Below are 20,246 nucleotides of genomic sequence, written 5' to 3' on the forward strand. Positions count from 1 at the left end.
CAAGGCTTTGCGCCCCTACGTTGATTTGTGCAGACCTAATTACCTTGTCCTCACAACCGCTGCAAATATTTCTTCCTCAACTTAGTGTAGATGCTCTGGGTGAGTAATTTTGCAGCCCGAATTTTAGTCAAGTTCTTAATATTGGATGGGTGATGAATTTTGTGGTCAAAAAATTCGTTTAATTCATTCAATATCACTTGTAAACGCTGAATAATATTTGCGTATCGATACTCTGCAAAAAACTCTTCTGGCAAAGTAGGCGTGAGTCCAGATTCCAGTACCTTTAAGATACGTTGGATATCATACTCTTGGGAATAGCCAGCAATTTTATAACAATTAAATCCAGGATCTAAGTAATCGGATAAGCCGCCGTTGAGGCTGGAGAAGACTTGACAGCCAGAGGCTAGGGCTTCCATTGGTTGCAGGCCAAATCCTTCACTAACACTTTGCTGTGCCCAGTATTCAGCGGAGTCATACAGATAAACTTTAGCTCGATTGAATAATCCTGGCAAATCTTCTACATAGGAATTCACAACTAAGACTTTGCACTGCTGTTGTAAGGCGGGAATTAAATCTTGAATTAAATATTCAGAAGATTTTCGCGCCTGAACTAAAACATCTATGTCTCGCTCAAGATGTAAATTGTGGAACTCATCGGAAATTTGATTAGGCAAATAATAGATGAGGGAATTAGGTGAATGTTGTCCCCAATATCCCATTGTGTTGCGGCTCACGGTGATGATGGGAATACTCGCAGGCAGTTTGAATTTGTAACCTGCACTATGGGCATGGTAAACCACATTATATTGTTTGAGTTTAGCAGCAAGTTGCGCGATATCAAAGCCCCAACTGATGACGAAAATCACATCATCTAAATTGGGCTGTTTGAGCAAATCATCTAGAAATAGCTTGTCTTGTTCCCGTTGACGATAGGTGACGATATCAGCGTTACAGATTTCCTGGGCAAGTTTCAGGGTTTTCAACTCTGCCCATAGACCACCGCAGGCAAATTTGCCATCTGTCCCAGGGAGTAAAAAATAAAGTTTCCTCATCCACATCACTCCTCAATGCGTTAACAAGTTGTAGTTGTGTAGGATGCTACACGCCTACATTGACTCAGCAGATATTATTAATCTGTAGGTTAGCTTATTTAGATGGGGCATGGGGAATGGGGCATGGATTATGAACTCTTAACTGGCTGTATAATCAGCGAAGTTTAGCAATACGTCACAGTCCACAATCAAAGCGCAAGCGTCAACGATGAATAAAAAATTGAGAGTCAGTATGCTGCTGCTAGCAGTTTTGGGAAATCTCGGATGGTCATTTAGTGCTAGGGCTGGATTTAAAGGCACCCTCAGTGTCGAAATTGATGGCTTGAAAAATAAACAAGGGCAAGTGTGTGCTAGCATCTTTGCCAATAGTCAAGGTTTTCCTAACAAACGCGATCGCGTCGTTCAAAGGCAGTGTACCAAGATTACTGATAATACTGTAAAGCTGAAATTTGAAAACTTGACAGCAACTAATTACGCCGTTGCGGTCATGCATGATGAGAATAAAGACCTCATCCTCAATCGTAATGACCTTGGTATGCCCACTGAAGGCTTTGGTTTTTCCAGAAACCCAGAAGTTAGCACCAGTCCCCCCAAATTTGGTGAAGCAGCTTTTTTAGTCGCAGGACCTAACACGAATATCAAAATTCATCTCAAATATTTATAAATCTTATTTTGGCGTTGCTGAATCAGAAATGAAAAACCCTTATGGTGCTTGCTTGTGCGAATCAGGGGATAAATTTTCTGGTTCTGGCACTGTCCGAATCCGATTTATCTGAGCCAGAGCATATCTTGCTGTTGACTGAACTTCAGGATCTGGGTCTTCGAGGGCATGACGCAATAGATGGCTAATTTGAGTCATCATATCATAAATTCGGGTCAGATCACGGATAGCATTTTGCCGCACTTGTGGACTTTCATCTTGCAAGGAGATTGCTAAAGCCCGGTTCATCGGTTTGAGTGTGCGGATGCCGATTTCTCCCAAAGCTGCCAAAATTAAGCTGCGTTGTTGAGAATCTGCGTCCATCATCAAGTCTAACAGCGGCTGAATTGCCCGTGAATCTCCCTGCTGACCCAAATCCCAAATCGCCTTGCGCCGCTGGGTTGGTTCCAGACTGTGTAAGTCTATAATCAATTCGTCAACAATATTGACTTTGGTAAGACGGGAAGTTTTTTCTGTTGGTAATAATTTTGGCGAAATTTTTGCGGTCACGGGTTGGGGACTAGCCACCGATGGCATATTATCCTGTTGATTGGGCGTGCTGTCCAAGTCTGTTGATGACAACATAACTTGGTCGTTTTGCACTTTGATCTCAGTTTCAATATTGGCGATTTTGGTATATTGTACTTGTTCGACCCCACCAAACCTTCTGATCACGTACAAAAATGCGCCAACAGTTCCGAGAACTCCTAGACCCAAGAGTAACCACCAAATGAAACCAGACGCGGTTGAGTTAGGCTGAACACTCGGTGCGGGAGAGGGGGTAGTAGGGGGTACGGAAGTTTTGGCGGTCATTGCTGCTTGCAGACTTTCCTGAGTTGTCCTACCTGCAATACCGTCTGCTAGTAAACCCTGTGCTTTCTGAAATTCAGATACAGCAATTTTTGTATTTGCTCTATATTGTCCATCAACCTCGCCATTGTAGTATCCCAATTCTTTTAATTGGGTTTGCAAAGTTTCCACATCCGACCCTGTACTACCAAGTTTGAGAACAGACGGTTTGGTAGCTGGTGTGGGAGTCGCTTGGGCAATTCTGAAGATTTCCGGGGTTAGGTGTGCTGTAGCTGCGCTAGCGGGAATTTGGTAAACACCCAGACCAGAAAAACAGGTGAATATTAGGATTGAGGAAGGGCATAGCCTCATATTTCAAGTTTCAGCCAGAACGTACTTTTGAATTCATCGATACCACGATAACTTTAAGCTGCCCAAATGTTCATATTTATCTTGACAAAAAATTTGGCGTCACAGGGATTGGGGATTGGGGACACTTCGACAAGCTCAGTGCATCGCTGGGGATTGGGCTAGAAAAATGATTATTTCCCCTCATCCGCCCCATGTCCGCAACAGGTTATCGCAAAATTTCAGTTTCCGATTCCCTCACCTGTATGGGTAGGGGCTTCAGTTGTTGCGTGGGAGAAGATTCTAAAACTGGTTGCTGTTGAGTCGTAGTGTTTGCACTCACGGCGACCTTGTTACCGAAAAATTGGGTCTAGAGCCACCGTCGTTCTACGACGGCTTTTTATTGAATTTGATTAGTCTTATACCAAGCATGGTAGTATAAGGCAGGAGGTAAAGCGATGCTAGTTTTTGAATTCAAAGCTTATGGGAAGTCACCGCAATTAGCGGCAATAGATGATGCAATCCGTACTGCTAAATTCATTCGTAATAGCTGTATTCGGCTATGGATGGATGTTAAAAGCATAAGTAAAAATGACTTGCAGAAATATTGTGCTGTGCTTGCAGCTAATTTCCCATTTGCAAATGAACTCAATTCAATGGCTAGACAAGCTAGTGCTGAACGGGCGTGGTCATCTATCTCCAGGTTTTATGAAAACTGCAAAAAGGGTATCTCTGGCAAGAAAGGTTTTCCCCAATTCCAGAAAGATTGTCGCTCGGTTGAGTACAAATCGACTGGATGGAAGCTTGCGGATAATCGCAAATCAATAACTTTCACTGATAAAAAAGGTATTGGAAAGCTAAAACTCAAAGGTACTCGTGACTTGCACTTCTACCAAATCAACCAGATTAAACGGGTGAGACTGGTAAAACGCGCAGATGGTGTATATGTTCAATTTTGCGTTGACGTAAACCGTTCTGAAAACATAGAAGCAACTGGTAAAACGCTGGGCTTAGATGTTGGGTTAAAAGAGTATTACACCGACTCTAACGGGCTCTTCGTTGAGAACCCTAAATTTTTGCGTAAAGGTGAAAAAGTTCTCAAACGGTCCGGGCGTCGTGTTTCTAGAAAAGTAAAAGGTTCAAGAAATCGGGGTAAAGCTAGGCAGATTTTAGGCAATCGCCACCTCAAAATAAGTAGGCAACGTAAAGACCATGCTGTGAAATTAGCACGGTGCGTAGTTCAGTCTAACGACTTGATCGCCTATGTTCGGCGAAGCCGTTGCCGAAGGCTAAATTTGAAAATTAAAAACATGGTGAAAAATCATTGTCTAGCCAAGTCCATCAATGACGCATCTTGGTATCAGTTCCGTATTTGGCTGGAATACTTCGCGAAAGTATTTAAGCGTGTCACGGTTGCGGTTAACCCGCAATATAGTAGCCAAGAATGCTCTAGCTGTGGTGAAATTGTCAAAAAGACACTATCTACTCGCACCCATCTTTGTAAATGTGGTTGTGTGATGGATAGAGATGAGAACGCAGCTAGAATTATCCTGAGTCGAGGGTTGGGTACGGTAGGGCATACCGGAACCTTTGCACTAGATGCAAGCAACGCTTGGGGAGATGAAACCTCTACTCTTGTTGGTGAAAACCTGCATGAGCAAGTTATGTCTTAGATCCAAGAATCCCCGCTCCTTTAGGACGGGGAGTGTCAATTTCTCCTGACAATTTATCGCGCTGGTTGATGAGATAGATACTGATTAAAGTCAAACAGACTCCTACCCACTGCAATGGACTGAGGACTTCAAAGAGGAAGAAATAGCCAAATAGTAGGGCAAAGATGGGTGTGAGGAAGGTGAGAGAACTGAGACTAGTGAGACTACCGCTAGAAGCAAAGTAGAAAAATAATCCATAGGCGATCGCACTACCAAATACTGTGGCATATCCCAAAGCCAGCCACTCAGTTCCTGCTAGATTCTGCCATTGCTGGGATTCTACCACTGATGACAATCCCCACAACGGCAAGCCACCCAAAATCATGTGCCATCCCGTTGCGGTCACTGGATCGGCATATTTACAGACATACCGGATTAAAACGGTACCCACTGCCATTGACAACGCTGCTAATAACATTAACCACTCGCCGGAAACAAACAGCTGTTGCCAGTTACCAATTGTAATATTTGCACCGAAACCGAGAACATGGAAAATCCACTCATCTGGTAAGCCAATTAAACTAATACCAGAGACTCCCAATCCTAGTCCTAACCATCCCCATAAACCAATATGTTCTTGGAATAGCCATAAAGATAGTAAGGCGACAGCTAAGGGTTGAGAGTCAATCATCACAGACCCCAAACCCGCCTTAGTTCTGACTAATCCTTCTGCCAAAAAGCCTTGAAATAGGGTGCCATCAACTATACCAAATAAGGCAATCCACAACCATGCAGCCCAACCTTGGGGTTGCGGTCTACCCATCAATGCTGCTGCAATCAGAATTAATACCCCAGCTGGTAATAACCGCACTCCCGCCATGAATAGGGGCGTGGTGTGGGGAATCACTCCTTTCATCGCCACCATCGCCGTACCCCAGAGGAAAAAGGGAGCGATGAGTAGTAGGGGGGCGAAGGGTAGTCTTGATGCACTGAGTTTCAGTTGCATGGGTTTGCTGATGCCTTTGTTGAACAAATGTAAAAATTGCGTTACGTGACACTCCTACACCAATTGCAAGCAATGTGGTGTAGGCTTCCGAGTCCTGTTAAGGATATCAGGAACTTCTTTCCCTGCGGGACGCTACGCGAACGTGGTACTCCATTTTTCCCACTACAGCATTTTATAGTGAGGTACGTGCCCTGCCCCACTCTTGGTCTTAAAAAAAATTCCAAGTCCAACCTAGTTTCCTTGAAAATTTTACTTACAGGAGGCAGCAACGCATACACGGTTGCATTTCCCTATAAAACCCCATATTTTCAGTTTTCTTGGCGCAGCCTCTCCCTTTGGGAGAAGGTACTATGTTAGACCAGCATTTTAGGCTTTGTCGTCACTGATATATTCTAGCAAAAAGTGATTACCTATCTCAAGATATTGATAAAAACTCAACTGCCCTCTAATTGTTTTTTACCGCAGGTAAAACAGATTAGAGGGCGTCTCGTTTTTATCCCGTCATTCATCCCACACCAACTTCGGGTATGGTGTGGGGCTTCTGCCGGGTTAAGCTAATTTTACATAATTATGTAGTTTTGTGATAGCATCCGGGACGCAAGGCCTGGCATCCCTACCCTCCTTCCCTTGTAGGATACCGAGTCGCGAATAGCAGATAACACCCATTTTATCGCCCATGTGAGGACGATTGTCGGGGCGCAAGGCCTTGCGCCCCAGAAGATATTGCAACGACGCCAAAAAACCTGATTTTACACCCGACATCCTAAGAGATAATGGCAAGTCCAGGAGCTTCTAAATTTGCCACTAATTTTAACCCAAACTCCGCTTCAAATGCTCCTTTTTTGTAATCTAAACTCCAGAGTTCTAAGGCGCAGTCATCATCAGGATGAGATGGCACAATTTGCAGTTTAAATTCCTGGTTATGGGGAAAATATTGACACTGCACTCGTTCTATTGCGCCAATGTGCCGTCGATCCAGCGCTACTGCTAATCTTAAGAGAGTACTTAATTGGCTGACTATTTGGCGATGCTGTTTTGTGAGCAGATTCCGGTAATTTTCGTGTTTTTTCTTCGGCGGCGATTTGCGATGATAACGCGCTAAATTGGCAATGATTTCCATCTCGTTTTCGGTATAACCGAGTAATTCACCATTACGAATTAAATAATAAGAGTGCTTATGGTGTGCCGAATGGCTGACATAATAACCGCAATTATGTAATATTGCAGCTGCCCACAGTAATTGCCGCTCTTCTTCGCCCCAGTAGTGTAGTATGCCTTGAGTTTGGTCAAATAAACTTACGGCAAATGCTGCGATGCGATCGCTATGTTCTAAGTTAATTTGGTATTTATTCGCCTGTTTTAGCACACTGCGCTCGCGAATTGAACTTTGAAACCGCAATCTATCTTCAATTAGACCGTGGGCTAACATCCAGTCTACAATTACACCTTCCCGCAGGGAACGCCCACAGGTAATGAGGGAGTCAACACCCAAAAGGGTCATTGCTTCCTGTAATATTACTGCGCCAGCAAGTATAACTTCAGACCGCTTGTCCGGCATTCCGGGAATTGTCGCCCTTTCAACGTTACTTAGTCGCCGTAACCGACTGACCCAATCGCGCACATCTTTGAGACTCAACTCGTAGCCATTGAGTGTAGAAGGGACAAAACCCAACTTTTCCCTTGCATTCATCAGCGCCAGGGTTTCAATGGTGCCAGAAGTCCCAACCAACCGGGGAGATTCACCAAACTGGAGGCTGGCTAGTACCTCTTGTGCGGAACGTTCCAACATACCCCGTGTATAGGCTTGGAGGTACTGAAACTCAGTATTGCTGATGGGGTCAGTGGTAATTAATTCGCTGGTGAGTCGCACCGCACCAACTTTGGTACTAGTCAGAGTGCGCGGTTCGTGACTATCCCCCAAAATTATTTCCGTAGAACCACCACCAATATCGATGATCATATGGGGCTGGTTGTGAAATTCCATCCCCGACAGCACACCTAGGTAAATCCGCCGGGCTTCTTCTTGACCAGAAATCAAGTCAACACTTAAACCCAACTCGACTGATACCCGATGTAAAAAATCTTTCCCATTCGGGGCTTCGCGCACAGCGCTAGTCGCCACAGCAACGATGGTTTCAGCGTTGAAAGTTTTGGCTACTTTTTGGAAGCGTCCCAGGGCGGCGATCGCCTTGTCCATAATCTCAGGTTTCAGGTATCCTGTAGATATATCGCGATCGCCTAGTCTGACAGTTTCTTTTTCTCTGGCAATCATGCTAAACGATGGTAGTGTCGGTTCAATCCGCACAACTACCATATGCAGAGAATTTGTTCCTAGGTCAATCGCAGCAATAATCCGGTGTGGCTTAACTGTAAGAGTCGGCACACTCTCCCAGCTAGCTGAAACTAAATTCAGCATCTAGTATTCTCTCTGTTTCAACAAGGATGGTAAAAGCTGGTCTGTCGGCGTCAACCGCACTAGTATTATGCGAAACCAATTTAATCTCAGGTTCAGTGTCTGATGACTCTGGCTGAGTCAAGAATCTTCACCCTGCTGCAGACAACATCATAACTATTTGGATGTATCTAAATAGTCATTTATAAGTTGTGATTTTACAAATAGCAAATAAGGATATTCTATAGGTAGATGTAAAGATGTGTTAATACATCTAGTTCAACAAATTTCTTGATTTCTATGCTAAGGACGCCAGAACAAAACCAAGAACCCGTGTGGCTTGTTATTATCAAGTTGTTAAGGTGGCATAAACCAGAAGGAAGGCTAATCTTGATGATACCTGCCCTTTGGGCTATATTTTTAGCCGCTGCTGGTAAACCGCCTTTACCCCTGATTGGCGTAATTATCTTGGGAACCCTCGCCACAAGTGCGGCCGGGTGTATTGTTAATGATTTATGGGATCGCGATATTGATCCACAAGTGGAAAGAACACGCGATCGCCCCCTTGCTGCCCGTACACTGTCAATGAAAGTGGGTGTTGTTGTCGGGATAGTTGCCTTAGCATGTGCAGCAGTCCTCGCCTTTTATCTTAACACCTTAAGCTTCTGGTTATCTGTGGCAGCGGTACCAATTATTTTGCTATATCCAGGTGCAAAACGAGTGTTTCCCGTACCCCAACTAGTGCTTTCTATTGCTTGGGGTTTTGCCGTATTAATTAGCTGGAGTGCAGTTACTCAAACCATATCTCAACCAACTTGGATACTCTGGGGAGCCACTGTATTATGGACATTGGGATTTGATACAGTTTACGCCATGAGCGATCGCCAAGATGATCAGCGCATTGGGGTTAAATCGAGCGCCCTATTCTTTGGTAATTATGCCCCAGCCGCTATTGGCATTTTCTTTGCTGGCACAATAATTTTACTCGCTTGGCTTGGGGCTTCCATCCACCTTCACATTGCTTTTTGGATTAGCCTAGCAATTGGCACCATCGGCTGGATTTGGCAGTCTGTCCGCTTAACACAAAAAGACCTACCTAACCCAGCTTACGGCCAAATGTTCCGGCAAAATGTCTGGATTGGTTTTATCTTACTCGCGGGGATGATTGCTGGGTTTTTTTAACCCTCCCAAACTCCAGTTGAAACCTACGCAGTAGGGGCGCAAGGCCTTGCGCCCCTACACCAAATTAACCGCGCCAGGGTAGCCCCTAAATTCTATATTATGCGGGCTAGGGCGTGTTTTAAAAGTCTTATACAATACCAACAAAACGCTGATACATGTAGATTGCGCGTAGGGGCACGGCAATGCCGTGCCCCGGAAGCTGGTATCATATCGTGTGGATTTCGGGGTATCTAAAAATTTATGCGGCTAAACAAATAGTTTGAAATCGCGGGACTAGGCGCGGATAAATCCGTGGGATAGTTCAGCAATTTCTATTTCGGCTGTCTCGAAAATGGCTTTTGATACTACAATAGCCATTTCTGAGACTACAATAGCCATTTCTGAGACTACAATAGCCATTTCTGAGACTACAATTGCTATTTCGGCAACTACAAAAGCCATTTCGGCTGTCCCTTAATTTTAAAGACCGTCGCGACAATCAGCGTTAACTCAACCGTATTGTCCTATAATCAGTAGATTTGGTAATCTCATGTCTGACTATGGCTGCTAACACTACTGATTTAGAGAAACGCCTATGGGAAGCAGCGGATGAGTTACGCGCTAACTCCAAGCTCAAATCCAGTGAGTATTCCATCCCTGTATTGGGGTTAATTTTCCTGCGCTACGCTGACTGGAAATTTACCCATGCTGAGGAGGAACTGAAAAATACAGGTAGTAGAAGACGTGGAATTACCAAAACAGACTACCAAGCAAAGGGTGTCATGTACCTACCTGATGCTGCTAGATTCTCCACACTGCTTAACTTACCAGGAGGAGCAGATATTGGCAAGGCAATCAATGATGCCATGCGTGCCATTGAAGCGGAGAATGAAGAATTAAAGGATATTCTGCCCAAAACTTACAATCGCCTGGAAAATGACCTGTTATTTGACTTGCTGAAAAATTTTAACAAAGTCGAATTAGGCACAGATTTATCAGGGGATGCTTTCGGGAAGATTTATGAATACTTCCTGGGTAAATTTGCGATGACTGAGGGACAGAAGGGGGGAGAATTCTGGCTCTTCCGTACTTAGCGTGCTGAATTTATTAAATAATCAGATTGAAACCCTTGCAGAGCTAAGATAATAGCCATTATTTTCTGTATTTTATATCATATTGCTAGAAATTAAATTATGAACGCCTGTAAGCCTTACTTTTAAAGCAAATTTATAGACTTTAATTGATAATTAAGCACGCTAAGTACGCAAGAACCAAAATTATCAGCCACTATTAAATATATGGCAGAAACAGATATGGCAGTAGTCATATCTCAATCTCAAAATGAAGTAGAAGCATTTGAGCAAAAACAATTAAATATCACTCCTCACCGTCAAAGGTTAGTGAATGAATCTCCGCCACTGGATGAAAAATTCAAAGATGCATCTCATCCCCTACGCATTATATTTGTTTGCGCCATGTGGATGACTGGATTTGATGTCCCCAGTTGTTCCACCATTTACCTGGATAAACCGATGAAAAATCATACCCTGATGCAAACCATCGCCAGAGCAAATCGTGTCTTTCCTGGTAAAGTCAATGGCTTAATTGTTGATTATATTGGTGTGTTCCGCGATTTACAGAAAGCACTAGCTATTTATGGTTCCGCATCTGGTGGTGGTGTTCGAGAAGGAGATACTCCAGTTAAAGCGAAAACTGCTTTAGTGGCACAATTGAGAGCAGCAATATCAGAAATTACAACATTCTGTACCCAAAAAGGCATTGATTTTGCTGTTCTGGATTCAGCACAAGGTTTTGCACGCAACAAGTTTTTGGCAGATGCGGTAGAATCCATCATTATTAATGATGATGCCAAAAAAACTTATCTCTCCCTAGCAGGTAACGTTAACAAACTTTACAAAGCTATCCTCCCAGATGCTGTTGCTAATGAGTTTACCGCTATCAATACTCACTTGCAGAGAATCAAAGACAAAATTCTCGCAGAAATACCAGAAGTTGATGTGTCCGAAGTGATGGAACAAGTGGAAGAACTGTTAGATCTGTCCATCACCGCTGGGGAATTTGCGATCGCACAATCCCACTCTCAACTCATTGACTTAAGTCAAATCGACTTTGAAGCGTTAAAAAATAAGTTTGCTACTACTGACTACCAGAGAACAGAGACAGAAAAGCTGAAAACAACCATCAACCAAAAACTCCAGCAGATGGTGACGTTAAATAAAACACGCATCGACTACCTGGAGAAATTCCAGCAGATGATAGCAGAGTACAATGCTGACTCCCGCAACGTGCAGATGTTCTTCCAGGATTTGATTAACTTTGCTCAAGAATTGGGTGTTGAAGATAAAAGAGCGATCGCCAAAAATCTCACTGAAGAAGAACTAGCAATTTTTGATTTACTGACTAAACCACAAATTCAACTGAGTAAGCAAGAGGAACAGGAAGTTAAACAAGTTGCAAAAGAATTACTGAAAACTCTCAAACAAGAGAAGTTAGTTTTGGATTGGAAGAAGAGACAGCAAACCAGAGCATCGGTAGAAGTGGCGATTAAGGATAATTTGGATAGATTACCTCAGAGTTATTCTGCTGAACTGTATGAGCAGAAGTGTCAGGAAGTTTACCAGCATGTTTATGAGAATTACTCTGGACGAGGAAGTATCTATGATGCTGGGAATCCACGGAGTCAAATATTGGCAACTTCATGAAAAATTTATATTTCTCCCGTATTTTTGCGTAAATTGTAAATTTTACTTGTCAATCTCTCTAGAGCTAGATCCGGAAAATTACGCTTTAGTTTAGTAGTTGGGTATATGACCACGTAATTTACACGTACCCAACTACATGAAGCGATCGCACCTTGTCAAAATCGCCATAATATTTTTATTCTCCCTTAGCAGTCTTGGTGTTGTTGGGGGAAGTTTTTTTCTCAGAAAAGCCTTTAGTAGTTCCACTACACCTGAGATAGTCACTGATACATCACGTTATCGAGAACTTCGGGAATCACTAAGTTCTGCTAACTACCCTATAAAACATTTTCCTATAGATATTCCTGCTGATGCTCAAAATGTCAAGATTTCCTACACTCCAGGCTTTTTACAAGGCGGTAGTTATTTTCAAATCAGGCTCAAACAGTCACCAGATAAGATAAAAAAATTACTTTCACAATACAAAGATATTGCTAAACACGAATATAGAGGTGGTAACACCAACGACCATACAAATCTACCCCAAGGAGTACCAACAACGTTTTTTTATACCAGCGACTCCCCAGAAGAATCCTTTCCCCCCACGTATAAAATATTAGTATTGGGCGCACAGGACAGAGGTAGTCCCGGCTTTAAGTGGAATCATGGCGATAGCTATGGGGTAGCGATTGATAGTTCCACCTCAGACATTGTTTATTGGGCTGAACAGTGGTAATTGATAATTAGGACTTACGCATGAGTAACTCGCGCATCAAGGGTTTGGGTTGGACATATCCAAAATCCAAAATCGATTGACCAAGCCAATTTTAGATTTTAGATTTTAGATTTTAGATTGTTTCAGTACGAGCAAGGCTCCTTGTGTGCCTAACCAATCCAAAATCCCAAACTTGTACTGAGCGTACCACTACGTGGAAGCAAGCTACGCGCAGCGTCCCGCAGGGAAGTCGTTGGCGTAGCCTCTGTCTACGACGCCGAAGGCTACGTAGAGAAGTATCCAAAATCCTTGAGCAAGGTACCCTTGTGGTCGGGGTCAATCCAAAACTTGTACTGAGCGAAGTCGAAGTATCCAAAACTTGTACTGAGCGTACCACTACGTGGAAGCAAGCTACGCGCAGCGTCCCGCAGGGAAGTCGTTGGCGTAGCCTCTGTCTGCGACGCCGAAGGCTACGTAGAGAAGTATCCAAAATCCAAAATCGGTTGACTTTCGCCGTTTTGATCAACACAATCACAAATGGTCGAGTCAAATCACTAATCCAAGCAACGTCAACTTGATTTTTTTGATCGGGAACTGGGGACTGGGGACTGGGAACTGGGAACTGGGGACTGGAGACTGGGAACTGGGAACTGGGGACTGGGGACAGGGAACTGGGGACTAGGGACTGGGGGTGACAAATGACAAATGACAAATGACAAATGACAAATGACAAATCCGTTAAACTTCATTGCAAATTGCAAAGTATGTGAAACAACGTGATAAGTTTTGGTAATGTGAACAAACAGCACAGGACTAATAAAGGAGAATACAGTGGCAATGGAATCAAATCTCTTACCGGGCACAGGTGTAGTGAATGAAGATTTCAGCGAATACGTTGCCCACTTACAGCTGCACATGACTCTGCAAGCTCGCAATCTGGTTCCAACCCTGAAGCAGACGAAAGAAGATAGTCGAGAGCAATTACTCCATCAAACCCAAGCCAACTTTGAAAAGGTAATTTCTCGGCAAAGTCTGTGAAATATACAATTTTTCATCAAAATTAACGTAAAATAAAAGCAGATGATTGTTGGGTCAACGCCTGTGGTGTTCTCATCAAATCTGCTTTTTCTGATTTTTTAAGTATTTAGTTGCTAAAATCACTCTTTTGGAACAATACCAAGTAGCGGAAAGCCGTTAATATTATTATTGCAGTAGTTAATCAGCAAGAGCAGTTACTCAAGGCTCAATGGCGGCTCGAATCAAAATGACTTCATTACTTCCTCGAAATCTCAGCGTGATCATCCGACCGGTCCAATATCGGGACTTGGATGGCGTCGAACGCCTAACTCAAGAGTCATTCGCAGCCCTCACTCCCCAGGGAGCGTGTTTTGCCATGCGCCAGATGCAATGGCTCCGTCGCTGGTATGGGCTACTCAAATTTTTGAGTTGGTTTCCCAACCCGTTACAATACCTCTTCTGTGCCTATGTAGCAGAGCAAGGGCGTACCCTGCTAGGGATGATTCAAGTATCACCCTTTAACAGGACGCGCAGTACTTGGCGGATTGATCGGGTGATGTTAGACCGTGCTGCGGATAAGCAAGGAATTGGTTCCCAACTTCTGCGCCATTGCTTCGAGTCGATTTTGGAGGCTCGCACTTGGATACTAGAAGTAAATGTCAATGATATTGAGGCCTTAGCACTTTATCGGACAAATGGATTTCAGCGCCTAGCGGAAATGACATATTGGGAAATTTCACCCGAATTGTTAGCAGAATTGGCGAATGCTGAACCGGATTTGCCGAATCTTCTACCTGTGAGTAATGCCGATGCCCAGTTACTATATCAACTGGATACGGCCTCAATGCCACCTTTGGTGCGTCAGGTATTTGACCGCAACACTCGCGACTTCAAAACCAGTTTGTTCGGTGCTTTAACTGATGCTGTCAAACAATGGGTGACGAAAATAGAAGTAGTCAGTGGCTACGTGTTTGAACCCCAACGTAAAGCAGCAATTGGCTATTTTCAGGTGCAACTTGACCGTAAGGGTCTTAGCCCCCATGTAGCAACGTTGACAGTTCACCCAGCTTATACCTGGCTTTATCCAGAGTTGCTGTCTCAACTAGCTCGGATTGCTCAAGATTTTCCCCAACAAGGTTTACAACTAGCTTCATCAGATTATCAGGCAGAGCGAGAAGAGTATTTAGAGCGAATTGGGGCAAAACGCATAGAACATACCCTAATTATGTCTCGCTCAGTGTGGCACAAGCTACGGGAGTCGAAATTTGTCTCCTTAGAAGGGATTCAGTGGACTGAGGTGCTACAAGGTCTGCAACCTACACGTAAACCGATACCCGGCGGTATGTCATGGGCACAACCAGTACAGCACCCACCCTCAGATAGACCAACGCCAACTAAGTCAGAACCTATGAACTTTGGGTCTAATAACGCTAGTATAGAAGCATCGCCGGCATCTGAGTCAGCAGATGCACCACAGGAGTAGGATTGACTCAGAATTTAACGTAACCCAGAAGTTCGCCCAAGGCAAAACCGAAGGCGAGTGGGGCTGGGTATCCCTACCTTCGTCCCTAGCTGGCGCAGCGTCTGGGTAGGGAGAAGGGTATTGACATACTCCCTGATCTGAAAGTTCAGGGATTCTGGATTCAAACAGCAATAGCAGGCATAGCCCGTCTTACATCACCTAGCCCGACAGACAATGCCCTGCCTGTTGCCACTATTTTACCAAAAAGCCGTCCTAGAAGGACGGCGGCTCTAGACCCAGTTTTTTTGGTAATAATTATCCAAAAATGTCCAAAAAAGTCTATTAAATAAACAGCAGAAGTACTGTGACACCCCAAGACCAACCAAAGCCCTTGATTTCAGCATTAGGATTAGATCTCGGTAGCAAACGCATTGGTGTAGCAGGGTGCGATGGTACAGGTTTGATAGCTACGGGGATCACTACAATTGAGCGCAGTTCTTTTGATCAGGATGTCGAGCAACTACGACAACTAGTGAATCAGCGCCAGGTACATCTGCTGGTTATTGGTTTACCTTATTCAATGGATGGCTCCTTGGGGTTTCAGGCGCGTCATGTACAGAAGTTGGCGACCAGACTGAGTAAGGCTCTTAAACTCCCTGTGGAATACGTTGATGAGCGTTTAACTTCATATCAAGCAGAACAAATGCTCAGAGATGAAAAACGCTCGCCATCACGTCATAAAGCTATGATTGATAGGAAGGCAGCAGCATTGATTTTGCAACAATGGCTGGATGCCAGGCGAGCTAAATTCAACGGTACACTCATAACTGTGGAGTATTGAAAAACTTTGCTGATTCTATAATCATTTGTGTTAAAATCTAGACGTATTCCCATAGCCAGTGACCTAATTTGGCATGGGGAAAATCCTATCTAGTTGGGTAAGGCATCAGCCTATAACCTCAAAGTAGTTAACCTATATCCTAGAAAGGAGAAACTAAATTAGCGAGGTAATAAAATCGGGAATGTCAACAAAACCAGTCCCAAAAGCAATGATGGGATATAGGCTATATGGTTTAGCCATTTGGGTAAGACTAATAAACTAGTTATTGTAAACATATAATTAGCAACTATTGATAACTTTTAAGATAATATTCTGAAAGCTATTACCCAGCAGTTGTATCTAAGTCAAGCTATTTGTTTGACATCATACTGTTACTCGACAGTTAAGCGATTTCCACATTTGCTGGTATTTATAAAGTTTCACAACAAGACCATGTTTTCTTCTCAATTTCCTCACGAAAATGATCACGATGATGCAGGTGCCGTCACTTTGAGCGACGACAAAGGGCGAACCCTGGAATGTTATATTGAGCATTCCCTCTCAGTGGATGGACAAGAATACGTTTTACTTCTTCCTGTTGACTCACCAGTAGAAATTTTTGCTTGGCAAGGTGAAGGCGAGGAAGAAGAAGCTATTCTTGTAGAAGATGATGACACCCTTGACAAAATTTTCAGCACCGCTCAAGCAGTCTTATCTGAACAGAACTTGCTGTTGAAAAACACTGCTTATGCTTTGACTGTAGCAGGTGAATTACCATCCGTCGAAGAATCAGAACTCTTCACTTTAGAAATTGAAGACGAAGAGACAGATTTAGAGCCAGAGCAATTACAGCTACTTACTAGCTTCTATGATGAAGAACAGGAGTATGCAATTTATACGCCGGTAGATCCACTATTATTCTTTGCTCGCACATCCAAGACAGGTAAACCTGAGTTACTATCCCCAGAAGAGTTTCGCAAAGTGCAGCCTTTGTTAGAAGAACATCTTTTTAATGAAGTCGAATAATCTGAAAAATTAAAAATTAAAAATTAAAAAATTATAATATTTTAAAATTTTTAATTGGCGATTTTTAACGATATTCGTTAACAAGGTCAACTACCTACACTGACCTTTGGTACAGTGTAGGCTTACAAGAATCAGCTTGTAACTAAGAGATGACTAGCTCACAAGCCATTACCTGACACGTACGAACAGATGTTTCCCTAGTCTGGATTATTTACAAACTACCTGATTAGTAGTGCTTGCAGAAAGGACATTTTGGTAGTGGTGAGCTAAGGGACTTACAACTTGCACGAAAGGATTATCTCCATGATTCGTGTATAAAAGATTGGTTGTTTTGTCGCTGTCCTCCTCCCTCTTCTTGCTGTGCAACACTTCGGCTACGCTCAGTGACCAGAAAATGGTCACAGGGACGCGACAAAACAACCCCGCAATTGGTCCCGACACCGAATCATTCGCGCAGCGTCTGTCTGCGACACGCTCCGCGAACGTAGAGAAGATTACGGTGTGGGACTCCTTGCGGGTTTAGTTGAACGTTTTGCAGAAAGTCAAGATATAGTTATTAGTCGTTAGTTATTGATCATGGGTCATTAACTAATGACTTTTCACTATAGACCTTTCACTCTGGACTCTTGACTATGACTTGGAACAAATTTTTACACCCTGATTTGATTTTGTCGGGTTCAGTTTTGAATTTGACACCAGATATTATCCAGCAATATCAGATCAAAGGGCTGGTATTGGATGTAGATGAAACCTTAGTACCGATCACAACAGGGACAGCTTCACCAGAACTACGACAGTGGGTAGAACAAATTAGGACTTTTACCCCCCTATGGTTGGTGAGTAATAACCTGAGTGAAGCCCGCATTGGTGGTATTGCCCGTTCTCTCAATTTACCTTATTACCTGGGTGCAGCCAAGCCCTCACGACGCAAAATCAGGGCCGCACTCGAGTCCATGAATCTCCCAGTCCACCAAGTGGGTATGGTAGGCGATCGCTTGTTTACCGATGTCTTAGCCGGTAATCGCTTAGGAATGTTCACCATTTTGGTTGAACCAATTATCCCTCCCGGTACCGCCCTCCGCTCCCATCCCATCCGCAATTTTGAAGTCTGGGTATCGGAAATCCTCGGTGCGTCTATTAATCCCAAACACACAAAAATTCACAAACCGTGACAAATCATCAGGAAAGTAAATCTAAAGAAATGCTTAAGGAATCTCAGTTGATGACAAAAATCGGGGATCATAAGTATTAATAACATGGGGTCAGCCAAAAAAGACCCTAGCCCATACCAAATAACTATAAAACCGTAGAGCGTCAGCCCTCACCTATAGAGGGACTGGCGCTTTACAATTTTTTTAGTCAGTTGTCATTTGTCATTTGTCAGTTGTGAATAAGCGAAAATAACCAATAACCAATGAGCAACGACCAATAACCAATGACCAATAACCAATGAGCAACGACCAATGACCAATAACAAATGACCAATAACAAATGACCAATAACAAATGACCAATAACAAATGACCAATAACAAATGACCAATAACAAATGACCAATGACCAAAACGATAGTCGTCAAAATCGGTACATCTAGCCTAACCCAGCCACAAACTGGAAAATTAGCACTTTCCACCATTGCGACCTTGACGGAAATACTTTCTGATTTAAGGCTACAAGGTCATCGGGTGATTTTGGTGTCCTCTGGTGCGGTGGGGGTGGGTTGTGGGCGCCTGGGTTTAACCGAACGCCCGAAAGCGATCGCTCTCAAACAAGCAGTAGCAGCGGTTGGACAAGGACGGTTAATGCGGATATACGATGATTTATTTACTACTCTACAACAACCAATTGCCCAAGTATTACTGACGCGCAGCGACTTGGTACAGCGTAGTCGCTATCTTAACATTTACAACACCTTTCAGGAATTACTCGCCTTGGGAGTCATTCCCGTGGTGAACGAAAATGATACCGTAGCAGTAGAAGAACTGAAATTTGGCGACAATGACACCCTTTCGGCTTTGGTCGCCAGTTTAGTAGAAGCAGATTGGCTATTTTTGCTGACCGATGTCGATAGATTGTACTCGGCCGATCCGCGTTCGGTACCCGACGCCCAACCGATTACCTTGGTGAGTAGCATTGCCGAATTACAGATCCAAACAGGCTCTGCTGGGTCACAATGGGGTACAGGTGGGATGATGACAAAAATTTCCGCCGCCAGAATTGCGATCGCCGCTGGGGTGCGTACCGTAATTACCGAAGGAAAATCTCCCCAAAATATCCAAAAAATATTACAAGGTGAACATTTAGGGACACACTTTGAACCGCAACTAGAACCAACCTCAGCCAGGAAACGCTGGATAGCTTACGGCCTTGTACCGATGGGGAAATTGCATTTAGATGCGGGGGCGATCGCCGCGATTGCTCAGGCGGGGAAATCCTTGTTGGCGGCTGGTATAAAATCTGTTGAGGGGGAGTTTGATTCTCAAGAAGCCGTGCAATTGTGCGATCGCAACGGTAACGAAATCGCCAGGGGATTAGTCAATTACAGCAGCGAGGAACTACAAAAAATTCGCGGGTGTCATTCGCGGGATATTCCCCATATTTTGGGTTACGCAGGCGCCCAAACTGTCGTTCATCGGGATAATTTAGTTTTGATTTAGTATTTACTCCCTTCCCGCTGGAAGATTACCGTTCGCGGAGCGTCCCGTAGGGAAATAATTTTTAGCTCACGCAAAGGCGCAAAGGCGCAAAGAAGGAAAATTATAGGTAATCTTAGACCGGGAAGGGAGTAAACGCAGAAGGAGGCAGAATTTTACTTTGATGCGGTCAGTCTTATTGGCTGCTGACATTTAGTCATGGGAATTACGGAATCCCTCCTACCTCTAAGGTAGTATAAGTATAAGTGTTTTTAGCATCTAACCTGTTTAATCAATAGAAATCACCATTTGCCAATTCTATGGATCTGAGTAATATACCGAAACCCATTTGGTATGGTCTTACTGCACTTCTCTTATTGACTATAGGCTATGGAGCTGCAACTCACGTTCCAGGGCTTAATGACTCAGATAAAGAAAAGGCTGAGAATAAAGCTTCGACAGCACCAAACGCCAGTAGTGTCAAAGTTAGCGTTTTTGATGAAGTCTCTCAAGCTCCTATAGTTGGAGCAAAAGTAATAATGGAATCTGAAGGGGGTTCTGATACAGATACAACTGATAATTTAGGCGCTTTTCGAGTTCAAATACCCAATACAGATTACGTTAAAATTCGTATATATCAAAGTGGTTGTGAGCCTTATAAGCAGGACTTAAATCTGAAAAGTAACCCTGATAGACCTAAACCAATTTTATTGAAATGTTCAACGTCTAAAAAGAAATCGACCTCTAACCGTTAAATTTTTTAGCATATTCAA

Annotated in this window: 19 protein-coding genes; 13 read left to right on the forward strand and 6 right to left on the reverse strand. The window is 43.5% G+C overall.

The window, feature by feature from the left end; genetic code table 11:
- Nucleotides 1-50 precede the first annotated feature (50 nt).
- Entirely contained in the window at nt 51-1,052 is a 1,002-nt protein-coding gene (locus HEQ19_28105) for a glycosyltransferase (GenBank protein WYM02766.1), read from the reverse strand.
- A gap of 208 nt (nt 1,053-1,260) precedes the next feature.
- Between HEQ19_28105 and HEQ19_28110 the strand changes: the two genes are divergently transcribed.
- Complete coding sequence (locus tag HEQ19_28110; protein WYM02767.1) at nt 1,261-1,716, forward strand: DUF2141 domain-containing protein; 456 nt, start codon at nt 1,261-1,263, stop codon at nt 1,714-1,716.
- Nucleotides 1,717-1,755: 39 nt separating this feature from the next.
- On the opposite strand, the gene HEQ19_28115 is transcribed toward HEQ19_28110, so the two are convergent.
- Nucleotides 1,756-2,913 (reverse strand): peptidoglycan-binding protein, encoded by a 1,158-nt coding sequence (locus tag HEQ19_28115; GenBank protein ID WYM02768.1) that lies wholly within the window; start codon nt 2,911-2,913, stop codon nt 1,756-1,758.
- Between the two features lie 434 nt (nt 2,914-3,347).
- Here HEQ19_28115 and HEQ19_28120 point away from each other — a divergent pair, with 434 nt between their 5' ends.
- Nucleotides 3,348-4,562, forward strand: a complete 1,215-nt coding sequence (locus tag HEQ19_28120) for a transposase (GenBank protein ID WYM02769.1) — start codon at nt 3,348-3,350, stop codon at nt 4,560-4,562.
- On the opposite strand, the gene HEQ19_28125 is transcribed toward HEQ19_28120, so the two are convergent.
- Both HEQ19_28125 and HEQ19_28130 read right to left on the reverse strand, forming a co-directional pair.
- Nucleotides 4,552-5,547: a DMT family transporter gene (locus HEQ19_28125; protein ID WYM02770.1), complete on the reverse strand. Its 996-nt coding sequence runs from the start codon at nt 5,545-5,547 to the stop codon at nt 4,552-4,554. The two genes, HEQ19_28120 and HEQ19_28125, sit on opposite strands and share 11 nt — an antisense overlap.
- Nucleotides 5,548-6,310: 763 nt before the next feature.
- Nucleotides 6,311-7,963: a Ppx/GppA phosphatase family protein gene (locus HEQ19_28130; protein WYM02771.1), complete on the reverse strand. Its 1,653-nt coding sequence runs from the start codon at nt 7,961-7,963 to the stop codon at nt 6,311-6,313.
- A gap of 276 nt (nt 7,964-8,239) precedes the next feature.
- Here HEQ19_28130 and HEQ19_28135 point away from each other — a divergent pair, with 276 nt between their 5' ends.
- Nucleotides 8,240-9,121 (forward strand): 4-hydroxybenzoate solanesyltransferase, encoded by an 882-nt coding sequence (locus HEQ19_28135; GenBank protein WYM02772.1) that lies wholly within the window; start codon nt 8,240-8,242, stop codon nt 9,119-9,121.
- A 273-nt stretch (nt 9,122-9,394) separates the two neighbouring features.
- On the opposite strand, the gene HEQ19_28140 is transcribed toward HEQ19_28135, so the two are convergent.
- Entirely contained in the window at nt 9,395-9,562 is a 168-nt protein-coding gene (locus tag HEQ19_28140) for a hypothetical protein (GenBank protein WYM02773.1), read from the reverse strand.
- Between the two features lie 98 nt (nt 9,563-9,660).
- Here HEQ19_28140 and HEQ19_28145 point away from each other — a divergent pair, with 98 nt between their 5' ends.
- The 8 genes from HEQ19_28145 (at nt 9,661) to HEQ19_28185 (ending at nt 18,014) form a co-directional block, all read left to right on the forward strand.
- Complete coding sequence (locus HEQ19_28145) at nt 9,661-10,194, forward strand: type I restriction-modification system subunit M N-terminal domain-containing protein (protein ID WZI67044.1); 534 nt, start codon at nt 9,661-9,663, stop codon at nt 10,192-10,194.
- 204 nt (nt 10,195-10,398) lie between these two features.
- Nucleotides 10,399-11,823, forward strand: a complete 1,425-nt coding sequence (locus HEQ19_28150) for a type I restriction enzyme endonuclease domain-containing protein (GenBank protein WYM02774.1) — start codon at nt 10,399-10,401, stop codon at nt 11,821-11,823.
- A gap of 136 nt (nt 11,824-11,959) precedes the next feature.
- A complete protein-coding gene (locus tag HEQ19_28155) occupies nt 11,960-12,538 on the forward strand; it encodes a hypothetical protein (protein ID WYM02775.1) in 579 nt (192 codons plus the stop codon).
- An 816-nt stretch (nt 12,539-13,354) separates the two neighbouring features.
- Complete coding sequence (locus HEQ19_28165) at nt 13,355-13,555, forward strand: hypothetical protein (protein ID WYM02776.1); 201 nt, start codon at nt 13,355-13,357, stop codon at nt 13,553-13,555.
- Between the two features lie 208 nt (nt 13,556-13,763).
- Nucleotides 13,764-15,017, forward strand: coding sequence for a GNAT family N-acetyltransferase (locus HEQ19_28170; protein ID WYM02777.1), 1,254 nt, complete (start codon nt 13,764-13,766; stop codon nt 15,015-15,017).
- A gap of 343 nt (nt 15,018-15,360) precedes the next feature.
- A complete protein-coding gene (gene ruvX / locus HEQ19_28175; protein ID WYM02778.1) occupies nt 15,361-15,837 on the forward strand; it encodes a Holliday junction resolvase RuvX in 477 nt (158 codons plus the stop codon).
- 432 nt (nt 15,838-16,269) lie between these two features.
- Nucleotides 16,270-16,842 carry a DUF3727 domain-containing protein gene (locus HEQ19_28180; GenBank protein ID WYM02779.1) on the forward strand — a complete coding sequence of 191 codons (573 nt, stop codon included), beginning with the start codon at nt 16,270-16,272 and terminating at the stop codon, nt 16,840-16,842.
- 632 nt (nt 16,843-17,474) lie between these two features.
- Nucleotides 17,475-18,014 carry a YqeG family HAD IIIA-type phosphatase gene (locus HEQ19_28185; GenBank protein WYM02780.1) on the forward strand — a complete coding sequence of 180 codons (540 nt, stop codon included), beginning with the start codon at nt 17,475-17,477 and terminating at the stop codon, nt 18,012-18,014.
- A gap of 201 nt (nt 18,015-18,215) precedes the next feature.
- Here the strand turns inward: HEQ19_28185 and HEQ19_28190 are convergent, their stop codons facing one another.
- Nucleotides 18,216-18,419 carry a hypothetical protein gene (locus tag HEQ19_28190; protein ID WYM02781.1) on the reverse strand — a complete coding sequence of 68 codons (204 nt, stop codon included), beginning with the start codon at nt 18,417-18,419 and terminating at the stop codon, nt 18,216-18,218.
- On the opposite strand from HEQ19_28190, the gene proB reads away from it, so the two are divergent.
- Together proB and HEQ19_28200 are read left to right on the forward strand one after the other, a co-directional pair.
- Nucleotides 18,397-19,497, forward strand: a complete 1,101-nt coding sequence (proB, locus tag HEQ19_28195) for a glutamate 5-kinase (protein ID WYM02782.1) — start codon at nt 18,397-18,399, stop codon at nt 19,495-19,497. The two genes, HEQ19_28190 and proB, sit on opposite strands and share 23 nt — an antisense overlap.
- A 296-nt stretch (nt 19,498-19,793) precedes the next feature.
- Nucleotides 19,794-20,228 carry a hypothetical protein gene (locus tag HEQ19_28200; GenBank protein WYM02783.1) on the forward strand — a complete coding sequence of 145 codons (435 nt, stop codon included), beginning with the start codon at nt 19,794-19,796 and terminating at the stop codon, nt 20,226-20,228.
- Nucleotides 20,229-20,246 lie beyond the last annotated feature (18 nt).

The sequence above is a fragment of the Gloeotrichia echinulata CP02 genome, from assembly GCA_038087035.1.
Lineage (GTDB): Bacteria > Cyanobacteriota > Cyanobacteriia > Cyanobacteriales > Nostocaceae > Gloeotrichia > Gloeotrichia echinulata.